We start from the raw sequence: 21,679 nt of genomic DNA on the forward strand, positions 1-21,679 counted from the left end.
ACAGATGAAATCATACGTACTTCTCGCTAGCGCATTGCTCGCAAACTCAGTATTCGTAAGTTCTGCCTTTGCTGATCAAATGGTCACCTTGCCTGATGGCAAGCAAGTGTTACTCAAAGATGATTTTACTTGGCAATACGTGGCACCGAAGCAAACGGAAGCAGCAGCGACAACATCTGAGTTCGCAGTGCCTGTTTCAGCAGCGCCTATTGCAGCAGCCCCTGTCGTAGCCGTACCTGTCGCAATGAACACGCGTGGTACTACGATTGTGGTTGATAGTAAGAAGCCAAGCTTACAGCTGTCTCAATCAGGAGTAGATGTTGTACTGGGTGCAAGTCGCTATGAAGATGGTGAGCTTATCATTCCGACAGCCATCACTAACCAAGGCACTCAAGCGGTCATTTTGGTATCACTTAACATAAGCGTATTTACTACAGAAGGTGAGTTGTTGGCAGAAGAAGAGGTTGCAGTGTGGAAATCAATCAAACGAATGGCCGACACATACCTACGACCAAAGACAGGTGAAGAAGGCAAGCTCATCAAGCTCGACCTAGAACAACACCCTGAATATCAGATTAAAGCTGAGATTACTGAAGTACTGGCTCGCTAAACCGGAGTCACATACAAATAAATAGCGAAGAAATGGCAAGCGCAGCCCGCCAAAACAAACAAGTGCCAGATGGCGTGGTTGTAAGGGATGCGTTTTGCCACATAGAAAATAACACCCAACGAGTAGATCACGCCACCGAGCGCCAATAACACCAAGCCACCTATCTCGATATTCATCGCCAGTTGATACACCACAATCAACGACAACCAGCCCATCGCTAAATAAATGAACAGCGATAGACGCTTAAACCGGTAGACGAAGGCAATCTTCATGATGATACCGACCAGCGCAATTCCCCAGATAACCGCCATCAAGCCCATCGCCAATGGGGTTCTTAAGCCAACCAATAAAAACGGGGTGTAGCTACCTGCGATGAGTAAGTAAATTGCACAGTGATCGAGGGTTTTCAATAAACGCTTGGTTTTTTCTGTGGTGATCGAGTGATAAAGCGTGGAAGCAAGAAAAAGCAGGATAATGCTGCTGCCATAGATTGCCATACTGGCAACCGTCAACATGTCGGCTTGGTAATCAAACGCGCGAATCAACAACAAGATCAGACCAACCACGCCAAGCACGACGCCCAAACCATGGGTTATCGCATTGGCGCGTTCTTCGATATCGCTGTATTCGCTAGCTGATGATGCAGACATGAGTATCCTACTAGAGTAAATGTTCAATTGACCTAGTATTGCACATTAAGATTACACGTGTAAGCTTAAATTTATATGACATCTTTTATGACATTAATGACGCCTAAACTGTGTGATGAGGCTAGGCTCTCTAAAGCTAAAGAACCAAAGAGCCAACTAAGAGGCGCTATCTAGATATTCAAGTACCATCTTGCCGGCTTCTTCCGGTGAGGTATCCAATGGCACACTCAATTGACGCTGTAGCTGACCCACTCCCAATAAACTCGCCAACATGCCTTTGGCACCGTCGCGATTGCGGTCTATCTCAAACCACAACTTAAGCTCAGTTTCATCACGATGAGCTACAACCTCAAGCTCACGCCAACGGCCATGATAAGGACCCGTCGTCGGAACAAACTCGAACTCTTGCACAAATGGCAGTTCAAAGCCTTCTACCGCTTCACACTCCACTTGGCGAATACGCAGCCCTTGAGCTTCAAGTTCGTTAAAAATACCATCAAGGAGTGCGTCAGGGCGCACTGTTAAGATGTCTTTATCCGATGGATCAATCGCCATCGCAATATCGAGCCCGGTTTCTAGCCACACCTTTGAATCACCAATCGTGACCGGAGTGTTCAGCGGGACATCAAACTCACATTCAAAATCACGGGTTTCACCCGGCTGAATAACAAAGGCATACGGCAGGCTCCATTTGGCCAACGAGTATGTCTGGTGCATTCGACGTGTTTGACCGCCCTCTTGCCTTTGCGAATTCATAGTAATTTCTTTGACGTAACGACAGCACAAGTTGAGATCGATATTGTCGATCTCTTGTGGCTGAGCGCCACCATAGACATGCACAATAATGCTCGCCTTCTTGCCTGGATAAAGCACTTCCTGTTGCAATACAGAATCCACCTTGGCAGATCCAATTCCAAAACTTGCTAACGTTTTCTTTAAGAACGACATATGCACCTCCTTTAAAGCATCATCTTAAGCCTGAAAGAGGTTCAAACTCAAATATACTGCTCACACTATTTTAGCTCTAATATCGTCTATTTATCACTCAGGCGTCGATCGATAACTTAGATAGTGATAATCTAAGCCTTGATATGCATGCATATCATTATCCTGATTTATTCTTCGGATTGGCGAAAGCCAGACGAGTGACGCTTCAAGCAATTGAGGTGGAGCTCATGGTAAATCAGGCCATTAGATTGGCAATGGATATGCCTGACCGTTAGGTAAATTAATGCGCCCAACAGCTGTCAGGTTCTCGCACACCAACCGTAGTGCGATGCGTCGTCGTAGTGGCTTTGTTGCTGCTCCAACGGCTAAGAAATTGGCTCCTACAATGACTCTAGTTGAGAAGACTGCTTTATTAGCACCGACTACAACGAAAGTGATTAAAGCCGCTTAACAAAAAGCGCAGTTTTTACTGCGCTTTTTTCTTGCCCGCTCCCATCTTGAAATGTGTTTACACATTGGTATTCCCTACCCGATTTGATACCTTAGCCACAAATCATTATAAAATTTGTGGAGAAATAAAGTATGAAGTGTCACCGCATTGAAGAACTGCTTGAACTGATGGAGCCTGAGTGGCAGAAAGATCAAGAGCTTAACCTATTAGAGTTCATCATTAAGCTATCAAAAGAAGCGGGCTACCAAGGCAAGCTTGAAGAACTGACTGACGATGTTCTTATCTATCACCTAAAAATGCGCAACAGCGAAAAAGATGAGATGATCCCGGGCCTGAAAAAAGACCAAGAAGATGATTTCAAAACCGCAATTCTAAAAGCACGTGGCCTTCTTTAGTCGCCCGTTAGTTTAGAGCTCAATTGCCGTATAGATAAAACACTCAATTTTAAAAAGCGACCACCAGGTCGCTTTTTTGTTTCTGTTCGCTATTTTTTCGTCACAACTGTTATGACTTTTGTTGTTAAAGGTTGATAGCGTTAAAGAAATGAGAACAAGATTGTCGCTATAATCGCCATCCATAAGAATCTTCTAAAATAATAAGAGTGAGTGCGATAACAACAAATGCACCAAGCTCAATTTCAACAGGTTCTCTAAACCATACTTTCAAGTAATGTCGTCATGCCCGACTTAACCGGGCAAACAAGCCACAAAAAGGATAGTCCATGAGTCAGGATAAAATCGATATCAAAGATGTGACTCCTAAAACCTTTAACCCGAAAACACATAAAGGTAATGGAGATCGATTTAACCCAAGTAACCGAATCTATGTTCGAGAAAGCAAAGGTAAATTCCAACAACTGCGTCGCTATGGCGGTTGGTTCTTACTTTTACTTTTTGCGCTTATCCCATGGATTCCCTTTGGTGAACGTCAAGCGATCTTGCTCGATATCGGCAGCCAACAGTTCAACTTCTTTGGCACCACCTTATACCCGCAAGATCTGACCCTACTCGCGATCCTATTTATGATTGCCGCGTTTGGCCTGTTTTTCATAACCACCTTCTTAGGCCGTGTCTGGTGTGGCTATTTATGCCCACAAACCGTCTGGACCTTCATGTATATCTGGTTCGAAGAGAAGCTAGAAGGCGCTGCCAATAAGCGAAAAAAACAAGACTCGGGCAAACTGACGAGCAATTTAATCCTCAGAAAAACCCTCAAACACATTGCGTGGTGGGCGATTGCCATTGCGACGGGCTTAACCTTTGTTGGTTACTTCATCCCAATCAAAGAGTTAGTGGTTGGCTTCTTTACCTTTAACTCGTCTTTCTGGCCGGTGTTTTGGGTACTGTTCTTTGCTGGATGTACTTATGCCAATGCGGGTTGGATGCGTTCAATTGTTTGTCTGCACATGTGTCCTTACGCGCGTTTCCAGTCGGCAATGTTCGATAAAGACACCTTCATCGTTGGTTACAACACAGAACGTGGTGAAAGCCGTGGCCCTCGCTCTCGTAAAGCCGATCCAAAAGAGCTTGGTCTAGGCGACTGTATTGACTGTAATCTGTGTGTACAAGTGTGCCCTACGGGTATCGATATCCGTGACGGCCTGCAATACGAGTGTATTAACTGCGGCGCGTGTATTGATGCCTGTGACAACACGATGGAGCGTATGGGCTATGAGAAAGGCCTGATCAATTACACCACCGAGCACAGACTTGAAGGTCACTCGACCAAGGTAATGCGTCCCAAGCTGTTGGGCTATGGCGCTATCTTGATCGTGATGCTGGGCTTGTTCTTCGCCCAAATCGCGAGCGTTGATCCTGCCGGCCTAAGTGTTCTGCGTGACCGAAACCAACTGTTTAGAGTCAATAACCAAGGGTTGGTTGAAAACACCTACACCTTGAAAGTGATCAACAAGACTCAACAAGAGCAAGAGTACAAACTCGATGTTAGCGGACTGCCCGATTCTATCTGGTATGGTAAACAGACGATTACTGTCGATCCAGGCGAGGTTTTGAACCTACCTATCAGTTTGGGCGCCGACCCAGAAAAACTGAGCTCACCAGTTTCGACAATTCAGTTTATACTCTCGGATAATGAAGAGTTTACGATGGAAGTCGAAAGCCGCTTTATCAAGAAGCTCTGATACCCGCACCGTAGTGCTTGGTATAACAACCCAATAAATGGAAAAAGGCTCAGTAATGAGCCTTTTTTATTCTATGACGATGCAAGCCTTTAACTTTGATAACCTGACTCCTGACTTCATGTGGTACGCACTGGAGAGCATCGGAGTTCGCGCTGAATCCGGGCTTCTCGCTCTCAACAGTTACGAAAACCGTGTCTATCAGTTCACCGATGAAGACCGTAAGCGCTACGTCGTTAAGTTTTACCGTCCACAACGCTGGAACAAGGCACAGATCCAAGAAGAGCATGACTTCGCACTCGAGCTTATCGAACAAGAGATGCCGGTTGCGCCTCCAATGCGAATCAACGGTGCAACCTTACATGAATACCAAGGCTACCTATTTGCACTATTTGAAAGTGTTGGCGGCAGACAGTATGAAGTTGACAATCTAGATCAATTGGAAGGCGTAGGACGCTTTCTTGGTCGTATTCATAAAGCCAGCGCGGGAAGAACATTCCAGCATCGCCCGACCATCAGCTTAGATGAATACCTTTATCAGCCACGTAAGATTCTAGAGAACTCTCAGTTTATCCCGACGCACCTAGAAAATGCCTTCTTCAATGACGTTGACCTTCTGATCAAAGAGCTAGAGAGCCAGTGGCCGAGCAACATTGAGAATATCCGCCTGCACGGTGACTGCCACCCTGGCAATATTTTGTGGCGCGATGGGCCAATGTTCGTCGATCTTGATGACGCACGTAACGGCCCTGCGATACAAGATCTGTGGATGCTGCTCAATGGCGAGCGCCAAGATAAGCTGATGCAACTGGATATTTTGCTAGAGAGTTACCAAGAGTTTTGCGATTTTAATACCGCACAACTGAAACTAATCGAACCACTACGCGGTCTACGTATGGTGCATTACATGGCATGGTTGGCGAAACGATGGCACGATCCTGCGTTTCCTCTGGCCTTCCCGTGGTTTAATGATCCGAAATATTGGGAGCAACAAGTACTTGCTTGTAAAGAGCAAATTGCTACCCTGCAAGAGCCACCACTTTCGTTAATGCCTCAGTGGTAACAGCAATCGCAACATACAACTAGATAAAAATTCAAACATAATGGAGATTGGATAAATGAAAAAGCTATTCGCATTTTTCTCATTGATCATGTTGAGCCTTACCGCTCACGCTGCGAAATTTAACGAAGGTGAACACTACAAAGTTCTCGACCTAGAAGCATCAAAAAAACCAATGGTGACAGAGTTCTTCTCTTTTTACTGCCCACACTGTAATAGCTTTGAGCCAATCATCCAGCAGCTAAAACAACAGCTACCTAAAGACGCTAAGCTACAGAAGAACCATGTTTCATTCATGGGTGGCAACATGGGTCTGCCAATGAGCAAAGCTTACGCGACAATGATTGCACTGAAAGTTGAAGATAAAATGGTGCCAGTGATGTTTAACCGCATCCACACAATGAACAAGCCACCACGTGATGAAGAAGAACTGCGTCAAATCTTCCTAGACGAAGGCGTTGATGCGAAGAAATTCGATGCTGCGTATAACGGCTTTGCTGTAGATTCTATGGTTCGTCGCTTCGACAAAGCATTCAAAGACAGCGGCCTTTCAGGTGTACCCGCTGTTGTGGTTAACAACCGCTACCTAGTAGAAGCTCAAGGTATCAACTCTCTTGATGAGTACTTCGAGCTCGTGAACTTCTTATTAAAGAAGTAAGCCATTGATGAAAGGAAGCTTCGGCTTCCTTTTTTTTTGCTAGTTCAAAAATCATTATTGATAAATAATTAACCTGGAAGTTTAAAGCTTTACTGCTATTAATAACCCGTCCTAAGAACCGGTGGGCAAGGAGCCCTTGAATGAAAATAAAAATAACTCTCTTGGCATTGAGCGTTGCGGCTTCTCCCGCTTTTGCCAAGCTTGCAGACCAACAAGGTTTCAGTGGTGAAATCTCTCTCAATACCGGGGTTACCTCTTCCACCTCGAACTTTAATACCGATGCTGATAGCAATCTTTCATCCACAGATCAGAAGGCTTCTTCGGAAAGCTCTTTTCTGGTTGCTCCTTTAGGTAGTGTTGCTTATACCTTTGGTGAAAAGCTAAACCATCAGGTATACACAGGTACCGCGCGAGATGATGTAGCAACAGGTACTGTAGTTCTCGAAGTCGGTTACAAATACCAACTTGAGTCAGGCATGGTGATCGACGCTTCACTGCTGCCAACCATTATGTCTGGTGAAACTTGGGCTGATCCATACAACACCACATCAGCTCGCACCAAGACCGATGAAACTGGCAATGCGTTTCGTTTGAAGCTAAGCAACATTGCGGGCTCAGCTTTCTCGCTAGACATGGCCTATGCGACCAAAGATGTCGACAAGGATGATATTCAAGATCAAGAGCTCAAACGAGATGCCAATACTCTCTACTTGAAAGGTCAATATCGCCTGCCACTTAGTCGTACCATGATGCTTATTCCATCCGTCATCTATCAAACACGTGATGCTGATGGTAAAGCTGAATCTTACGACCAATTCGGTGGTGAGGTAAGCTTGTTTGGTGGCATGGGGCGTCACAAGTACGCACTAACAGCGAGTTACAACCAACGCTCTTACGATGCGAGCAACCCGATCTACGACAAGAAACGCAGCGACGACAATATCAACCTATTCGCCGCCTATGAGTATGATCAATTCATGGATTGGGAAAACTGGTCGTTTATTTCACTGGCAGGCTACGGCACCAGCGACTCGAACATTACCTTCTACGACGAGTCTCAATATATCGTTTCAGTTGGCTTGAACTACAAGTTCTAACCTTAGCGAGTATGAACTGCAATCCAACGAAAGCCTGCATCTAAGCAGGCTTTTTCTGCTTGCTAGACAGCTTGAGCCGTGAGTTGTTTCAGCAAGCGATCCATCGCGCGATAGCCTAGCGCTTCTGATAGATGTTTCTTTTCGATCTGCTCGTTACCGTCAAGGTCGGCAATGGTTCGTGCCACCTTAATAATTCGATGATAAGCACGAATCGATAAACCCAAGCGATGTAGTGCTGTCTCAAGAAACTCTGCATCTTCGCGTCGCAGTGGGCAATACTTCTCAATTTCTCGGCTACCTAACAGTGCATTCGATTTATGGTTGCGAGATAGCATTAACTCTCGCGCCTGCCTAACCCTTTGCTTAACTACTTGAGTGGTTTCACCGCGATCACCGCCTTCGGCCAACATTCCTTTTGGCAACAGAGGTATCTCCAATGACATATCGAACCTATCCAGCAAGGGCCCAGATAAGCGATTGAGGTAACGCAGGATGATCTGTGGGTTGGCGCGCGCCTGGTTACCTTCGTAATAACCCGTTGGACTTGGGTTAAGTGCACCGACCAATTGAAAACGCGCAGGAAAACGAGTCTTGCCCGCAGCACGGGAGATAATGATCTCGCCCGACTCTAGTGGCTCTCGTAATGAATCAAGCACCTTGCGCTCAAACTCCGGCATCTCATCTAAGAACAATAAGCCGTTATGCGCTAAAGAGATCTCTCCGGGGCGAGGCACCGAACCACCACCCACTAATGCCGCCATTGAACTGGAATGGTGAGGAGAGCGAAAAGGTCGTTGCTTCCAGTTGTATTGATTGATTTCTTGTTGCGTTAACGAGGCCACCGACGCGGTTTCCATCGCTTCGTCATCACTCATTTCAGGTAATAGGTCACGCAGTCGAGAAGCGAGCATAGTTTTTCCGGTTCCGGGTGGGCCAAGAAACAATAAGTTATGATTCCCAGCAGCGGCTATCTCTAGAGCTCGCTTTCCTTGTTGTTGGCCGATAATATCTTGTAGGTCGCGAAGCACTGAAACATCAGCCTGATGATGTTCCGTTCTATATAGCCCAAGCTGAGCCTGTCCACACATGTCAGCACAAACCTCCAACAAGGTTTGTGCAGATTTATGCGCTCCCTTGCCCACCAGCGCAGCCTGATCACCGTTATGATGTGGGACAACTAAGCATCGCTCTACACTGTCGGCGGCTAACGTCGCAGGCAAAACGCCCTTTACCGAGCGAAGTTCTCCTGACAATGCCAACTCACCGATAAATTCATGTTGAGCTATTTTTGATGTCGGAAGCTGATCTGACGCCACCAAAATCCCAAGCGCGATGGGCAGGTCAAAACGGCCACCTTCTTTGGGCAAATCGGCTGGGGCGAGATTGACCGTGATTCTTTTCGATGGAAACTCAAAGCGAGAATTGATGATCGCGCTTCTCACTCGGTCTTTAGATTCCTTGACCGTTGTTTCAGGTAGACCCACCAGCGTGAAGCCAGGCATTCCGTTGCTTATATGCACCTCAACGGTCACTTCTGGCGCCTCTACACCCACACTAGCTCGGCTATGAATTATCGCGAGTCCCATAACTTTCCTTTGTCTTTGATTTAAAAGTATTCGCTCTGGATATTCGTTGCTCACCAAAGCGATAAGGTTGTTATATAGCTTGGTGGAATGGTATTTTAATGTGAAAAAAGAATGACATTTCCCTTGTCATGCGGCAGATTTGTGTGATAACACTAGAGATGTAGACATTTACTGAAGACAATAAACGAGAAAACTCGAATATTATGATTTTTAACGCTCGCATTTACGCACTGATTAACCTGATTATCGTAGTCATTATTAAGACTGCGCGGGGGCGAGTGGGAAGAAAGTAACCACGAATTAGAAAAAACCCCCGCACTGACAAGTCCGGGGGTTTTTTCTAATTTAAACATTCGATTTTTATATTTTTGAGCATTTTCGGCTTTGCCGATTTACAGGAAGAATGGGAGCACAAGATGTGCAGAGACAAAGGAAACAGTTACCAAAATAAAGGTAATACGGGAGAATTCCGATGAAAGGCGCAGAACTAGTCGTATCCGCACTCAAGCAACAAGGAATTGAGACCGTATTTGGTTACCCCGGTGGTGCCATCATGCCAATCTACGATGCACTCTATGACGGCGGGGTTGAACATATCCTATGTCGCCATGAGCAAGGCGCCGCTATGGCCGCGATCGGCATGGCTAGAGCAACACAAGATGTCGCTGTTTGTATGGCAACCTCGGGACCAGGTGCAACCAACCTAGTCACTGGCCTTGCTGATGCCTTTATGGATTCAATCCCATTGGTTGCTATCACAGGTCAGGTTGCAAGTTCCCACATTGGTACCGATGCATTCCAAGAAATGGATGTGATTGGTATGTCTCTGTCATGTACTAAACACAGCTACCTAGTAACTGATATTGAAGAGCTAGCTCCAACCCTCGCTGAAGCGTTTGTGGTAGCAAAGTCTGGCCGCCCTGGCCCGGTTATCGTCGATATCGCTAAAGACGTTCAACTAGCAGAAGCACCTGTTAATGCTCTTCCTGAATTTACTCCACCCGCAATTCCTGTTGCGACAACTGATGCCATTGAACAGGCACAGTACTTTTTGTCTCAAGCGACCCGTCCTGTTTTATACGTAGGTGGTGGTGTTCAACTTGCTAAAGCAACCGATGCGGTTCGTGAGTTTTTACGCCTAAACCCAATGCCAGCAGTAAGCACACTGAAAGGCTTGGGCACTATCGAACGTGACGACCCACACTACCTTGGCATGCTGGGTATGCACGGCACTAAAGCCGCTAACCTTGTGGTTCAAGAGAGTGACCTGTTGATTGTTGTCGGTGCTCGTTTTGATGACCGAGTAACTGGCAAACTCGATACCTTTGCGCCGCATGCTAAGGTTATCCATATCGATATCGATGCCGCTGAGTTCAGCAAACTGCGTCTTGCCAATGCGCCAATTCGCGGTGACATCAACAAGATCATGCCTCAACTAGAGCTAAGCCAAGACATCTCCTCTTGGGTTCATCACTCTGAAGGTCTTCGTAGCTCATTCAAATGGCGTTACGACCACCCTGGTGATCTGATTTTTGCTCCACTGCTGTTGAAGCAACTGTCAGACATGATGCCAGCAAGCTCTATCGTATCGACTGATGTGGGCCAACACCAAATGTGGGCAGCTCAGCACATTCAGCCTCGCGATCCACAGAACTTCATTACCTCTGCCGGTTTAGGCACCATGGGCTTTGGCTTGCCAGCTGCAATGGGTGCTTCGGTTGGGCGTCCTGATGACCAATCTATTCTAATCTCTGGTGATGGCTCGTTCATGATGAACGTGCAAGAGCTTGGCACGCTGAAACGCCGCCAAATCCCAGTGAAGATGGTACTTCTTAACAACTCTCGCTTGGGTATGGTTCGCCAATGGCAATCGTTGTTCTTCGATGGCCGCCATAGTGAAACTATCCTAGATGACAACCCAGACTTCGTAATGCTAGCGAAAGCGTTCGATATCCCGGGTAAAACCATCACGCGTAAAGAAGAAGTAGAGCCAGCACTAAAAGAGATGCTAGAGAGCAAAACCGCCTACCTACTTCATGTTCTTATCGATGAAGAAGAGAACGTATGGCCACTAGTACCGCCAGGTGCTTCAAACAGTGAGATGTTGGAGAACACATAACATGAAAAGATACCTATTAGACATCAAAGCCGATGATAAGCCTGTACTACTAGAGCGTGTTCTTCGTGTTATCCGCCACCGTGGCTTTATTGTTAAGCAAGTAGCGGGCACTCAAAACCACGAAAGCAAAGTGGCGAGTGTTGAGATCATTGTAGACAGTGACCGTCCGATCTCTTTCTTAGTCAATCAAATCGAAAAGCTGTGGGATGTGCGTACCGTTGACGTTATCTCTATCAGTCGTAATGAATTGCCAAACAACAACTTACAACAAAAGATAAACGCATAAGGAACCACAAACATGACAGCTAAAACGGCAGACTATATTTGGTTTAACGGTGAGATGGTTCCTTGGGCAGAGGCGAACGTTCACGTCCTGACTCACGCAATGCACTACGGTACTTCCGTATTTGAAGGTGTTCGTTGCTACAACACACCAAAGGGTCCGGTTATTTTCCGTCACCCTGAGCACGCTAAGCGCCTAAAAGACTCAGCAAAAATCTACCGCTTCCCTATTCCTTACACAGAGGAAGAAATTATGGAAGCGACTCGCGAAACGCTACGTCAAAATAAGCTAGAGTCAGCGTACATCCGCCCTCTCGGCTTTGTTGGTAACGTAGGTTTGGGCGTATGCCCTCCAGAAAACACTGAGATGGAACTGATCATCGCTGCTTTCCCTTGGGGTTCTTACCTAGGTGAAGAAGCGCTAGAAAACGGCGTTGATGCAATGATTTCTAGCTGGAACCGTGCCGCTCCAAACACGATCCCAACCGCAGCAAAAGCCGGTGGTAACTACCTATCTTCACTATTAGTTGGTGGCGAAGCTCGCCGTCATGGTTACGATGAAGGCATCGCACTGAGTGTTGATGGTTACCTTTCTGAAGGGGCTGGTGAGAACATCTTTGTGGTACGTAACGGCGTGCTATCCACACCACCAGCGACCAGTGCGATTCTGCCGGGTATCACGCGTGATTCGATCATGACACTAGCAAAAGACATGGGTTATGAGATCCGTGAAGAGAACATTGCTCGTGAAGCGCTATACCTTGCCGATGAAGTATTCATGACAGGCACAGCGGCGGAAATCGTTCCGGTTCGCAGCGTAGACAAAATTACAGTAGGTGAAGGCAAACGCGGTCCTATCACTGAAAAAGTTCAAGCGGCTTACTTTGGTCTATTCAATGGAACCACTGAAGATAAGTGGGGCTGGTTAGACTACGTTTACCCAGCAGACCAAACTTCAGAAAACCAAACGCAAACAACTAAGTAAGCAACAGCCAAATATTTTATAAGGATTTAAGCAATGCCAATCTATCGTTCAGCAACGACTACCCACGGACGCAACATGGCTGGTGCGCGCGCTTTATGGCGTGCAACTGGCGTTAAAGATGATGACTTCGGTAAGCCAATCATCGCAGTTGTAAACTCTTTCACTCAATTCGTACCAGGCCACGTTCACCTTAAAGATATGGGTCAATTGGTAGCAGGTGAAATCGAGAAAGCGGGCGGTATCGCTAAAGAATTCAACACCATCGCAGTTGATGATGGTATCGCAATGGGTCACGGTGGCATGCTGTACTCACTGCCATCACGTGAGCTTATCGCAGACTCAGTAGAGTACATGGTGAATGCTCACTGTGCGGATGCGATGGTATGTATCTCTAACTGTGACAAAATCACTCCGGGAATGATGATGGCTGCAATGCGCCTTAACATCCCAGTGATCTTTGTATCAGGCGGCCCAATGGAAGCAGGTAAAACCAAGCTTTCCGATCAAATCATCAAGTTAGACCTTGTTGATGCAATGATTCAAGGTGCCGATCCAACGATTTCTGATGAGCAAAGTGAGCAAGTAGAACGTTCTGCGTGTCCGACATGTGGTTCTTGTTCAGGTATGTTCACGGCTAACTCAATGAACTGTCTAACTGAAGCGCTAGGCCTATCTCAGCCTGGTAACGGTTCTATGCTAGCAACGCACGCTGACCGTGAAGAGCTATTCATCAATGCTGGTAAGCGTATCGTTGACCTGACTAAGCGTTACTACGAGCAAGATGACGAATCAGCACTGCCTCGTAACATCGCAAACCGCGCAGCATTTGAAAACGCGATGGCACTGGATATCGCAATGGGCGGTTCTAGTAACACCGTTCTTCACCTATTGGCAGCAGCTCAAGAAGGTGAAGTCGACTTTGATATGGGTGATATCGACGAGATGTCTCGCCGCGTTCCACACCTATGTAAGGTTGCGCCTTCAACACCTAAATACCACATGGAAGACGTTCACCGCGCTGGTGGTGTTATGGCTATCCTAGGTGAACTAGACCGCGCAGGCCTACTGAACAACCAAACTCGCACTGTACTTGGCCTAAGCATGCAAGAGCAGCTAGCTCAATACGACATCATGCAGACAGAAGACGAAGCGGTACTTAAGTTCTTCCGCGCGGGCCCAGCAGGTATTCGTACCACCAAAGCCTTCTCACAAGATTGCCGTTGGGATCGTCTTGATGACGACCGTAAAGAAGGTTGTATCCGTACTAAAGAGAATGCATTCAGCCAAGAAGGTGGCCTAGCCGTACTTTCAGGCAACATCGCCGTTGACGGTTGTATCGTTAAGACAGCAGGTGTTGATGAAGAGAACCTGAAATTCCAAGGTCCTGCTATCGTATTTGAAAGCCAAGACACAGCCGTAGACGGCATCTTAGCGGGTAAAGTAAAAGCAGGCGAAGTGGTTGTTATCCGTTACGAAGGTCCTAAAGGTGGTCCGGGCATGCAAGAAATGCTCTACCCAACTACCTACCTAAAATCTATGGGTCTAGGTAAGTCTTGTGCTCTTCTAACTGACGGACGTTTCTCTGGCGGTACATCCGGTTTGTCTATCGGTCACGCTTCTCCAGAAGCAGCAAGTGGCGGTGTGATTGGTCTAGTAAACACTGGCGATATCATCACTATCGACATCCCTAGCCGTTCAATCACACTTGATGTGCCTGAAGCCGAGCTAGAAGCGCGTCGTGTTAAGCAAGACGCACTAGGCTGGAAACCAGAAAACCGTCAGCGTGAAGTTTCATTCGCACTGAAAGCTTACGCAAGCATGGCAACCAGTGCCGACAAAGGCGCCGTGCGTGATAAGTCTAAGCTAGAGGGCTAGTCTATGAGTGATGACACGGTCAGTCCCCAAAAACAAACTGGCGCAGATTATCTGCGTCAGATCCTGAGAGCGCCAGTTTACGAAGCCGCAATCGTGACACCTCTGCAAGAGATGCCTCGCTTAAGTGCTCGCATTGGTAATCAGGTTCAGCTAAAGCGTGAAGACCGTCAGCCGGTCCACTCGTTCAAGCTACGTGGTGCCTACAACATGGTATCAAGCCTTTCAGAGCAACAGAAAGCCGCAGGTGTGATTGCAGCATCGGCAGGTAACCATGCTCAAGGTATGGCGCTGTCCGGTTCTAAGCTTGGTATTCAAACCACGATTGTGATGCCAAAAACCACACCAGACATCAAGGTTGATGCGGTACGTGGCTTTGGCGGTAACGTAGTTCTACACGGCAGCAACTTTGATGAAGCTAAAGCTGAAGCAGAACGCCTTTCCGCTGAACATGGCTACACCTTTGTGCCTCCATTCGATCACCCATTGGTGATCGCCGGACAGGGCACCATGGGTATGGAAATGCTTCAGCAAAATGGTCACATGGATTACATCTTTGTGCCTGTCGGTGGTGGTGGTTTGGCTGCGGGTGTTGCCGTGCTAGTTAAGCAATTGATGCCGGAAATAAAAGTCATCGCGGTTGAACCTGAAGATTCATCTTGCTTGAAAGCAGCACTGGATGCCGGTGAGCCAGTAGTACTGGATCAAGTCAGCATGTTTGCCGATGGCGTTGCGGTTAAGCGCATTGGTGAAGAGACATTCCGTCTGTGTCAGCAGTACATCGATGGTCACATTGCCGTGTCTAGCGATGAGATCTGCTCTGCGGTCAAAGACATCTTTGAAGACACTCGTGCGATTGCCGAGCCTTCTGGTGCGCTTGCTCTGGCTGGTTTAAAGAAGTTTGCAGAGCAGAACCAACTGCAAGGCAAACAACTGGCAACTGTACTTTCTGGTGCTAATACCAACTTCCATGGTCTGCGCTATGTGTCTGAACGTTGTGAGCTGGGTGAAAAGCGAGAAGGTCTACTTGCGGTTACGATTCCAGAGCGACAAGGAGCATTCCTAGAGTTCTGTAATATTATTGGTGGTCGAGCGGTAACTGAGTTTAACTACCGCCACAACGACGAAAGCCTAGCGAATATCTTCGTTGGTGTACGCCTACAAGGTGGTCAAGAAGAACTCGAACACATCATCAATGACTTACGTGAGGGCGGCTACCCGGTTGTCGATCTCTCTGATGATGAGATGGCAAAACTGCACATTCGTTACATGATTGGTGGCAAACCATCAAAACCATTGAAAGAGCGCCTATACAGCTTCGAGTTTCCTGAATACCCAGGAGCATTGATTAAGTTCCTTGATACCTTAGGTACCCATTGGAATATCAGCCTGTTCAACTACCGTAACCACGGCGCTGATTACGGCCGTGTATTGTGTGGATTCGAACTGGATGATGATGATTTAGCTCAGTTCTCAACACATCTACGAGAGCTTGGCTATCAGTGTAAAGATGAAACCGATAACCCTTCCTACAAGTTCTTCTTGTCATAAGAGTTAACGACCGAATCAAAAAGAGCGAGTATTTACTCGCTCTTTTTATTGGTGCTGATTCAACTCAAACTTGAAAAGGATCTTCTCGCTAAGATCATTAGACCGCCTTGCGATGATCCAACCAATCTTGGTGAAGTTGTTCACTCGATCCTAGGTATTTCACCATCCACTCGATCAACTTATGGTTATCGTCTTTTCGCCACACCAAACAACAATGACTCTGCGGACTCGGTTCAGGCAGTATTTTTTCCACCAGCAAGCCTTGTTCGATAATTGGCGCGGCAATGTGCCTCGGCATATAACCCACCCCTACTCCATTTTTAAGGCATTCAATTGCGCTATACCAATTGGGTAACAACAGGCGTCTTTGACTTGAGTAGTGGCCTGTGTGTCGCTTAGGGAGCACACTGGAGGTATCATCCAAGCAGATGGCTGGATATTGGCTCACGAACTCTTCATTGAGGTTCTGTTCGCGCACACACGGGTGACTTGGCGACATTACAAATGCCCAATCTAATTGCCCCATGTCTTTGACTTCAAAATCGCCACCAACTGGCACAGCTGAGGTGGCGCCAATCACGATATCCGCCCTGCCCTGTGCAATCGCTTCCCATGAGCCGTTGAATACCTCCATGTTGATCTGAAGTTCGGCAAACTCAAAGGTTTGATAGAACTCTTCAATCATCGGCTTCATCTTGTCGAGCTTCACCACATTATCGAGCGTCAGACGCAAGGTTTTCTTCCAACCTCGAGCTGCTCGACGAGTCTGGGCACTGACCTCTTCCATTTGCCTCAGTAGTGCACGCGCCTCTTCAATGAACAGTTCACCTGCCGGAGTGAGCTCAACCTTTCTCGGTAAACGCCTGAAAAGCAGCACATCCAGTTCTTGTTCGACCTGTCTGACACCATAACTGATCGCCGAGGGCACTTTGTGCAACTGCTCAGCCGCCGCGGTAAAACTGCCCAAGCGCGCTACCGTATCGAGCATTTCTAAAGAGGATTTAGAGAACATAAGCCTTCAAATTTTTTGATTGATAACCACATATTTTAGCGTTTTATTTTATCAGGTCTGAAAAATATAATGTCAGCATAAATAAACAGGGGCCTTCACTTCTGTATATCAAACAATTTTTTTGATGATAAAAACATCATTACCTTTAGCTTAATGGCATCTTATGAATATTTCTAAATTTCAATTGGTCTACCTTGCAGTTCTTTCAATGCTTGGCTTTATTGCGACCGATATGTACCTTCCTGCATTTAAGGCAATGGAAGTTGATTTCGCAACCGGCCCAGAGCAGATTGCCCTGTCTTTAACGGTATTCCTTGGCGGTATGGCAATGGGTCAGCTTCTTTGGGGCCTAGCGAGTGACAAGTATGGTCACCGTAATACGTTGGCGGTTGGTCTTGTTATCTTTACTGCGGCTTCATTCGGCTTAGCATTCAGCACCGAGGTATGGCACCTACTGACACTACGCTTCATTCAAGCGATCGGTGTATGTGCTCCAGCGGTAATCTGGCAAGCAATGGTAATCAAGCGTTACTCACAAAGCAGTAGCCAGCAAATTTTTGCAACCATCATGCCTTTGGTTGCGCTATCTCCTGCACTAGCACCTCAGCTAGGTGTGTTACTGGCGGATAACTTTGGCTGGCATAGTATCTTCATCACGTTGACCTTGATGGGTGCATTGCTAGTGGCAACAACAATGGCTCAACCAAAAGAAGCGCCCGAAGTAAAACAAACATCGATTAAGACAGACATCAAGATGTTGCTTAAATCAAAGCCTTACATGGGTAATGTTTTAATGTTTGCATCAGCATCGGCAGCGTTCTTCGCTTACCTAACGGGTATGCCTGAGATCATGGCTCAGCTAGGTTATGAAGCAAAAGACATCGGTTTGAGCTTTATCCCACAAACAATCGCGTTCATGGCGGGTGGTTACTTCGGTAAGCAAGCAGTGAAGAAATATGGCGATGGCGTTGTACTAAGAAACCTTATCGGTTTGTTCAGTGTAGCGGCGATGCTTATCTTTATCGCATCACAGTGGGAACTGACGTCAATCTGGCCTCTACTTGCGCCTTTCTGTTTGATTGCTGTCGCAAACGGCGCACTTTACCCAATCGTAGTAAACCGTGCTCTATCAAGCGCTAAACAAAGCCCAGCAACAGCTGCTGGTCTACAAAACAGCCTGCAAATCAGTATCAGTGGCCTATCAAGTGCATTGGTCGCGGCAATGGCTAGCCAAGCACTAAGCGCGACGGGTATTGCCGTTGTGATCTGTTTGGGTGCGTTGTGGGTTGGCTATATTGTTTCGAACAAAGAGCTTTCTGAACACTTCGCGACACCTGACAACTCTCGAGTAGTCGCTGACGAGAAACAAGACTAGTTTCTAAGTTAACGAAAACAAAAAAGAGCGAGATTACTCGCTCTTTTTTTATATCTAAATTTTACTTCTACTTATTTTGCAGCAACTTCACCATCGACTACTTCTAACGCTGGCGCTTTATGGCGGCTATATTCATCATAGTTAACCACTCGGCTGCGGCCCATATCTTTCGCCATGTACAAAGCATTATCGGCCATCTTAACCAGAGACTCGGTATCAGACGCTGGCTTAGGATAAGTGGCGACACCTATCGAAACACCCAACTGACCTAATGACAGACCTTTATGCTCAAGGTGCATTGAACGCACCGTATCACATAAGGTTTGACCAAACTCCGTCGCTTCTTGCATTGAATAATGTGGAAGCAGTACCGCTAACTCCTCACCACCGAGTCGGCAAGCAATCTCGTCTTCGCTAACACTCTGTTTGAGCAGTGCGCTGATCTCTTTCAATACGAAGTCACCTGCATCATGACCAAAGTTGTCATTGAAGCGTTTGAAGTGATCCAAATCGAGCATCAATAGCGATAATGGCTGCTCGCTGGTGGGCGAATTCATTGAGTGCTCTTCCAGTTTTTGTTCGAAGAAACGACGGTTGAATAAGCCAGTCAGCGGATCGCTCAATGCTTGAGAACGCAGTTTCTCTTGCAAGCTGAGGTTGGCTAAAGCGAGCCCCAAGTGTTCAGAAACACTAAAAGCCAACTGTTCGATAATCGGATCAATCTTGATATCACCTTGACCAAAATAGAGGTGCATAATGCCAATGGTATTGCCGTGCGCCGTCAGCGGAATACACAAGGTTTGATTGTTGTCCATTTCATGCATGTGACCACAAGTAAGAGAATGAAAATCGTTATTCGATAGATGAGCACGCCCTTTGCGCAGCGACCAGCACTCTTCCGGAGCAAAGCTGACACTGCCTGGCCATGTTTCTCCCCAATCAAGCTGAGTGTTCAACTGGTTACGAGATGCACGCATCAAAGAAACACTGCCATTCACCTGACCAAGAATACGCGGCAAGATATCTGAAACGATCTGCTGCGCCTCAACCATGTTGCTGCACGCGGCCAGCATAGTCGCAAGGCGATGCATCAGCTCAATTTCATGGGTTCTTTGGCGAATGCGCTCATCTTGCTTCTTCTGTTCTTCCTCCACTCGATGAACAATTTGGCGATTGCTCACGTAAGAGGTGCCAATCAAGAAACTCAAACTCAGCAACACCATCCCAACCAGAATCCCCATCAATTGGAAATTCATCTGTTTCAGTTGATGCATTGGCGAAGAGATCACGATAACGAAGTCTTGTCCGTTAACGCTCTCTTTCATTGAATAATAGATTCGGTCGATAGAGGTAACAGTACTAAAACGGACATCACTGCCAGTACCTTGTTGAAGGGCTTGCTTGAATTCAGGGCGGTTACCGTGATTTTCGACTCTAGCTAGTGCATGGTCTGAAAGATCCGTATCACCAATCACGACACCATCAGGACTGATCACTTGGATTCGAAGTCGAGTGTTGGCTTGCGTTAAGTCTCCGATGTAATCATCGACATCCATATCAGCTGTAAATAACTGACTATCTTCACGAATTTCATAGATAACATCTGACATCAAAGAGACAAGGTGATCACGCTCATTCTCAACAACCAGCTTTTCCAACGTTACATAAAAGCCATAGAGACCTATTAACATTGAAAAAGACAAAATAATGATCGGCAATGTTTGCCATTTCTTTTCAACCAATATCACCGTACATCAACCCATTTATACCGAACTACTGCCCGAATATTAACAATCTATTAAAAAAATACAATTGCCAAATTGATTATTTTGTTAGCAGTGAGTGACCGATACAAAAAAGCCAGTAGCGATGCTACTGGCTTTCGTAAGAATATCTTTTGAACGTTAGAGATTATTTCTTAGTTGGACGTTTCCAATCAGCAATCTTACGCTCTTTCGCACGGCTGATAACCAGCTCATTTTCAGAAACATCGCGTGTTACGGTAGAGCCAGCTCCAACGGTAGCACCATTACCAATCGTAACAGGCGCGATTAATTGGCTGTCTGAACCAACGAATACGTCGTCGCCAATGATGGTCTTAAACTTATTCGCACCATCATAATTACAAGTAATTGCACCCGCCCCTACGTTTACACGCTGACCAATTTCAGCATCGCCCAAGTACGTTAGGTGATTCGCTTTAGAACCTTCACCAAGGCGAGTGTTCTTCACTTCAACAAAGTTACCAACGTGCGAATCGTTACGCATGTCTGCACCAGGGCGTAGGCGAGTAAATGGACCAACCGTACAGTCTTCACCAACAGTCGCTCCTTCGATTACGCTGTATGGACGAATAACTGTGTTGTCATCGATCTCACAGTCTTTCAGCACGCAGCCAGTGCCGATAACCACGTTATCGCCAATGCTTACGCTGCCTTCGATGATAACGTTAGTATCAATCTCAACGTCCATACCGCACTGCAGTTCACCACGCAGATCAAAGCGGCTAGGGTCGCGTAGCATTACGCCTTGCTTCAATAGTTTGTCTGCTTGCTCAGCTTGGTAAGCGCGCTCTAGACGAGCCAGTTGCGAACGATCGTTAACGCCTTCCACTTCAATTGGGCTTACTGGGTGTACCGCTTCAACTGCACGACCTTCGTCGTGAGCCGCAGCGATAACGTCAGTCAGGTAATATTCACCCTGTGCGTTGTCGTTGCTTAGACCTGACAACCAGCGCTTCAGATCGCCACCAGTCGCCACCATAACGCCGGTATTGATCTCTTTGATAAGCTTCTGCTCATCCGTTGCATCTTTCTGTTCAACGATAGCCACAACAGGGCCATTACGACGAATAATACGTCCGTAGCCCATCGGGTTGTCTAACACGACAGTAAGTAGCGCGATGCCACCGTTTGGTTGAGCGTCTAATAGGTTTTCAATGGTTTCAGGTGAGATTAGTGGAACATCACCGTAGAGCACCAATACTTTTTCATCATCAGCGAAATGTGCAGATGCTTGATCCACAGCGTGACCTGTGCCGAGCTGTTCAGCTTGCAGTGCCCAGTTTACAGATTCTTCAGCTAAGGTAGCCTTCATCTGATCACCACCGTGGCCGTAAACCAGGTTGATGTTTTGAGCGCCTAGACCATTACATGTATCGATAACATGCTTCACCATTGGCTTACCCGCAAGTGTGTGCAGAACCTTTGGTGTGTTTGAATACATGCGAGTGCCTTTGCCCGCCGCGAGAATTACCGCGCTAAACTTCATTGTAAACCTATCCAAC

Annotated in this window: 19 protein-coding genes; 13 read left to right on the top strand and 6 right to left on the bottom strand. The window is 46.7% G+C overall.

Going from position 1 to position 21,679, the window contains the following annotated elements; all coding sequences use genetic code 11:
- The first annotated feature begins 4 nt into the window (after positions 1-4).
- Positions 5-610, top strand: a complete 606-nt coding sequence (locus AB4323_RS19350; RefSeq protein ID WP_372111122.1) for a DUF3157 family protein — start codon at positions 5-7, stop codon at positions 608-610.
- On the opposite strand, the gene AB4323_RS19355 is transcribed toward AB4323_RS19350, so the two are convergent.
- Both AB4323_RS19355 and AB4323_RS19360 read right to left on the bottom strand, forming a co-directional pair.
- The gene (locus AB4323_RS19355) at positions 607-1,260 is read right to left on the bottom strand and encodes a hemolysin III family protein (protein WP_086971960.1); all 654 of its coding nucleotides are present in this window, start codon (positions 1,258-1,260) and stop codon (positions 607-609) included. The two genes, AB4323_RS19350 and AB4323_RS19355, sit on opposite strands and share 4 nt — an antisense overlap.
- A 156-nt stretch (positions 1,261-1,416) precedes the next feature.
- On the bottom strand, positions 1,417-2,208 hold the full coding sequence (locus AB4323_RS19360; RefSeq protein ID WP_372153136.1) for a sporulation protein: 792 nt from the start codon (positions 2,206-2,208) through the stop codon (positions 1,417-1,419).
- A 283-nt stretch (positions 2,209-2,491) separates the two neighbouring features.
- On the opposite strand from AB4323_RS19360, the gene AB4323_RS19365 reads away from it, so the two are divergent.
- From AB4323_RS19365 to AB4323_RS19390, 6 genes are all read left to right on the top strand, one after another.
- Entirely contained in the window at positions 2,492-2,659 is a 168-nt protein-coding gene (locus AB4323_RS19365) for a hypothetical protein (RefSeq protein ID WP_004739323.1), read from the top strand.
- Between the two features lie 131 nt (positions 2,660-2,790).
- On the top strand, positions 2,791-3,054 hold the full coding sequence (locus AB4323_RS19370) for a YihD family protein (protein ID WP_009848104.1): 264 nt from the start codon (positions 2,791-2,793) through the stop codon (positions 3,052-3,054).
- A gap of 326 nt (positions 3,055-3,380) precedes the next feature.
- Positions 3,381-4,799: a cytochrome c oxidase accessory protein CcoG gene (ccoG, locus tag AB4323_RS19375; protein WP_372153138.1), complete on the top strand. Its 1,419-nt coding sequence runs from the start codon at positions 3,381-3,383 to the stop codon at positions 4,797-4,799.
- Between the two features lie 73 nt (positions 4,800-4,872).
- A complete protein-coding gene (locus AB4323_RS19380) occupies positions 4,873-5,859 on the top strand; it encodes a serine/threonine protein kinase (protein WP_017058781.1) in 987 nt (328 codons plus the stop codon).
- 55 nt (positions 5,860-5,914) lie between these two features.
- Positions 5,915-6,514: a thiol:disulfide interchange protein DsbA/DsbL gene (locus AB4323_RS19385; protein ID WP_017063015.1), complete on the top strand. Its 600-nt coding sequence runs from the start codon at positions 5,915-5,917 to the stop codon at positions 6,512-6,514.
- A gap of 140 nt (positions 6,515-6,654) precedes the next feature.
- Entirely contained in the window at positions 6,655-7,611 is a 957-nt protein-coding gene (locus AB4323_RS19390) for a DUF2860 domain-containing protein (protein WP_372153139.1), read from the top strand.
- Positions 7,612-7,673: 62 nt separating this feature from the next.
- On the opposite strand, the gene AB4323_RS19395 is transcribed toward AB4323_RS19390, so the two are convergent.
- The gene (locus AB4323_RS19395) at positions 7,674-9,197 is read right to left on the bottom strand and encodes a YifB family Mg chelatase-like AAA ATPase (RefSeq protein ID WP_017058783.1); all 1,524 of its coding nucleotides are present in this window, start codon (positions 9,195-9,197) and stop codon (positions 7,674-7,676) included.
- Positions 9,198-9,669: 472 nt separating this feature from the next.
- Here AB4323_RS19395 and ilvG point away from each other — a divergent pair, with 472 nt between their 5' ends.
- Genes ilvG through ilvA form a run of 5 tightly spaced genes read left to right on the top strand, consistent with a single transcriptional unit; the run spans position 9,670 to position 16,006 of the window.
- Complete coding sequence (ilvG, locus tag AB4323_RS19400) at positions 9,670-11,316, top strand: acetolactate synthase 2 catalytic subunit (RefSeq protein WP_017058784.1); 1,647 nt, start codon at positions 9,670-9,672, stop codon at positions 11,314-11,316.
- A gap of 1 nt (position 11,317) precedes the next feature.
- Entirely contained in the window at positions 11,318-11,602 is a 285-nt protein-coding gene (gene ilvM / locus AB4323_RS19405; protein ID WP_017055442.1) for an acetolactate synthase 2 small subunit, read from the top strand.
- A gap of 12 nt (positions 11,603-11,614) precedes the next feature.
- A complete protein-coding gene (locus AB4323_RS19410; protein ID WP_017063017.1) occupies positions 11,615-12,583 on the top strand; it encodes a branched-chain amino acid transaminase in 969 nt (322 codons plus the stop codon).
- Between the two features lie 33 nt (positions 12,584-12,616).
- On the top strand, positions 12,617-14,458 hold the full coding sequence (gene ilvD / locus AB4323_RS19415) for a dihydroxy-acid dehydratase (RefSeq protein ID WP_017058786.1): 1,842 nt from the start codon (positions 12,617-12,619) through the stop codon (positions 14,456-14,458).
- A gap of 3 nt (positions 14,459-14,461) precedes the next feature.
- Complete coding sequence (gene ilvA / locus AB4323_RS19420; RefSeq protein ID WP_102429012.1) at positions 14,462-16,006, top strand: threonine ammonia-lyase, biosynthetic; 1,545 nt, start codon at positions 14,462-14,464, stop codon at positions 16,004-16,006.
- A 97-nt stretch (positions 16,007-16,103) separates the two neighbouring features.
- Here the strand turns inward: ilvA and punR are convergent, their stop codons facing one another.
- Positions 16,104-17,018 carry a DNA-binding transcriptional activator PunR gene (gene punR, locus AB4323_RS19425; protein WP_136974240.1) on the bottom strand — a complete coding sequence of 305 codons (915 nt, stop codon included), beginning with the start codon at positions 17,016-17,018 and terminating at the stop codon, positions 16,104-16,106.
- Positions 17,019-17,181: 163 nt separating this feature from the next.
- Here punR and punC point away from each other — a divergent pair, with 163 nt between their 5' ends.
- A complete protein-coding gene (punC, locus tag AB4323_RS19430) occupies positions 17,182-18,393 on the top strand; it encodes a purine nucleoside transporter PunC (protein WP_050633564.1) in 1,212 nt (403 codons plus the stop codon).
- Between the two features lie 71 nt (positions 18,394-18,464).
- Here punC and AB4323_RS19435 read toward each other — a convergent pair whose 3' ends face one another.
- Together AB4323_RS19435 and glmU are read right to left on the bottom strand one after the other, a co-directional pair.
- A complete protein-coding gene (locus AB4323_RS19435; RefSeq protein ID WP_372153148.1) occupies positions 18,465-20,084 on the bottom strand; it encodes a diguanylate cyclase in 1,620 nt (539 codons plus the stop codon).
- Between the two features lie 220 nt (positions 20,085-20,304).
- A complete protein-coding gene (gene glmU / locus AB4323_RS19440) occupies positions 20,305-21,663 on the bottom strand; it encodes a bifunctional UDP-N-acetylglucosamine diphosphorylase/glucosamine-1-phosphate N-acetyltransferase GlmU (RefSeq protein WP_372153141.1) in 1,359 nt (452 codons plus the stop codon).
- Positions 21,664-21,679: the final 16 nt, after the last annotated feature.

Source organism: Vibrio sp. 10N.261.52.C11, from assembly GCF_041471405.1.
GTDB lineage: Bacteria > Pseudomonadota > Gammaproteobacteria > Enterobacterales > Vibrionaceae > Vibrio > Vibrio crassostreae_C.

Excerpts from the sequence above, each read along its gene's own strand:
- AB4323_RS19390 (WP_372153139.1), top strand. The coding sequence starts at position 6,655 with ATGAAAATAAAAATAACTCTCTTGGCATTGAGCGTTGCGGCTTCTCCC.
- AB4323_RS19380 (WP_017058781.1), top strand. The coding sequence starts at position 4,873 with ATGACGATGCAAGCCTTTAACTTTGATAACCTGACTCCTGACTTCATG.
- punC (WP_050633564.1), top strand. The coding sequence starts at position 17,182 with ATGAATATTTCTAAATTTCAATTGGTCTACCTTGCAGTTCTTTCAATG.
- ilvM (WP_017055442.1), top strand. The coding sequence starts at position 11,318 with ATGAAAAGATACCTATTAGACATCAAAGCCGATGATAAGCCTGTACTA.
- AB4323_RS19355 (WP_086971960.1), bottom strand. The coding sequence starts at position 1,260 with ATGTCTGCATCATCAGCTAGCGAATACAGCGATATCGAAGAACGCGCC.
- AB4323_RS19410 (WP_017063017.1), top strand. The coding sequence starts at position 11,615 with ATGACAGCTAAAACGGCAGACTATATTTGGTTTAACGGTGAGATGGTT.
- AB4323_RS19365 (WP_004739323.1), top strand. The coding sequence starts at position 2,492 with ATGCGCCCAACAGCTGTCAGGTTCTCGCACACCAACCGTAGTGCGATG.
- glmU (WP_372153141.1), bottom strand. The coding sequence starts at position 21,663 with ATGAAGTTTAGCGCGGTAATTCTCGCGGCGGGCAAAGGCACTCGCATG.
- ilvD (WP_017058786.1), top strand. The coding sequence starts at position 12,617 with ATGCCAATCTATCGTTCAGCAACGACTACCCACGGACGCAACATGGCT.
- AB4323_RS19350 (WP_372111122.1), top strand. The coding sequence starts at position 5 with ATGAAATCATACGTACTTCTCGCTAGCGCATTGCTCGCAAACTCAGTA.
- ilvG (WP_017058784.1), top strand. The coding sequence starts at position 9,670 with ATGAAAGGCGCAGAACTAGTCGTATCCGCACTCAAGCAACAAGGAATT.
- AB4323_RS19395 (WP_017058783.1), bottom strand. The coding sequence starts at position 9,197 with ATGGGACTCGCGATAATTCATAGCCGAGCTAGTGTGGGTGTAGAGGCG.
- AB4323_RS19360 (WP_372153136.1), bottom strand. The coding sequence starts at position 2,208 with ATGTCGTTCTTAAAGAAAACGTTAGCAAGTTTTGGAATTGGATCTGCC.
- AB4323_RS19370 (WP_009848104.1), top strand. The coding sequence starts at position 2,791 with ATGAAGTGTCACCGCATTGAAGAACTGCTTGAACTGATGGAGCCTGAG.
- punR (WP_136974240.1), bottom strand. The coding sequence starts at position 17,018 with ATGTTCTCTAAATCCTCTTTAGAAATGCTCGATACGGTAGCGCGCTTG.
- ilvA (WP_102429012.1), top strand. The coding sequence starts at position 14,462 with ATGAGTGATGACACGGTCAGTCCCCAAAAACAAACTGGCGCAGATTAT.
- AB4323_RS19385 (WP_017063015.1), top strand. The coding sequence starts at position 5,915 with ATGAAAAAGCTATTCGCATTTTTCTCATTGATCATGTTGAGCCTTACC.
- ccoG (WP_372153138.1), top strand. The coding sequence starts at position 3,381 with ATGAGTCAGGATAAAATCGATATCAAAGATGTGACTCCTAAAACCTTT.
- AB4323_RS19435 (WP_372153148.1), bottom strand. The coding sequence starts at position 20,084 with ATGTTAATAGGTCTCTATGGCTTTTATGTAACGTTGGAAAAGCTGGTT.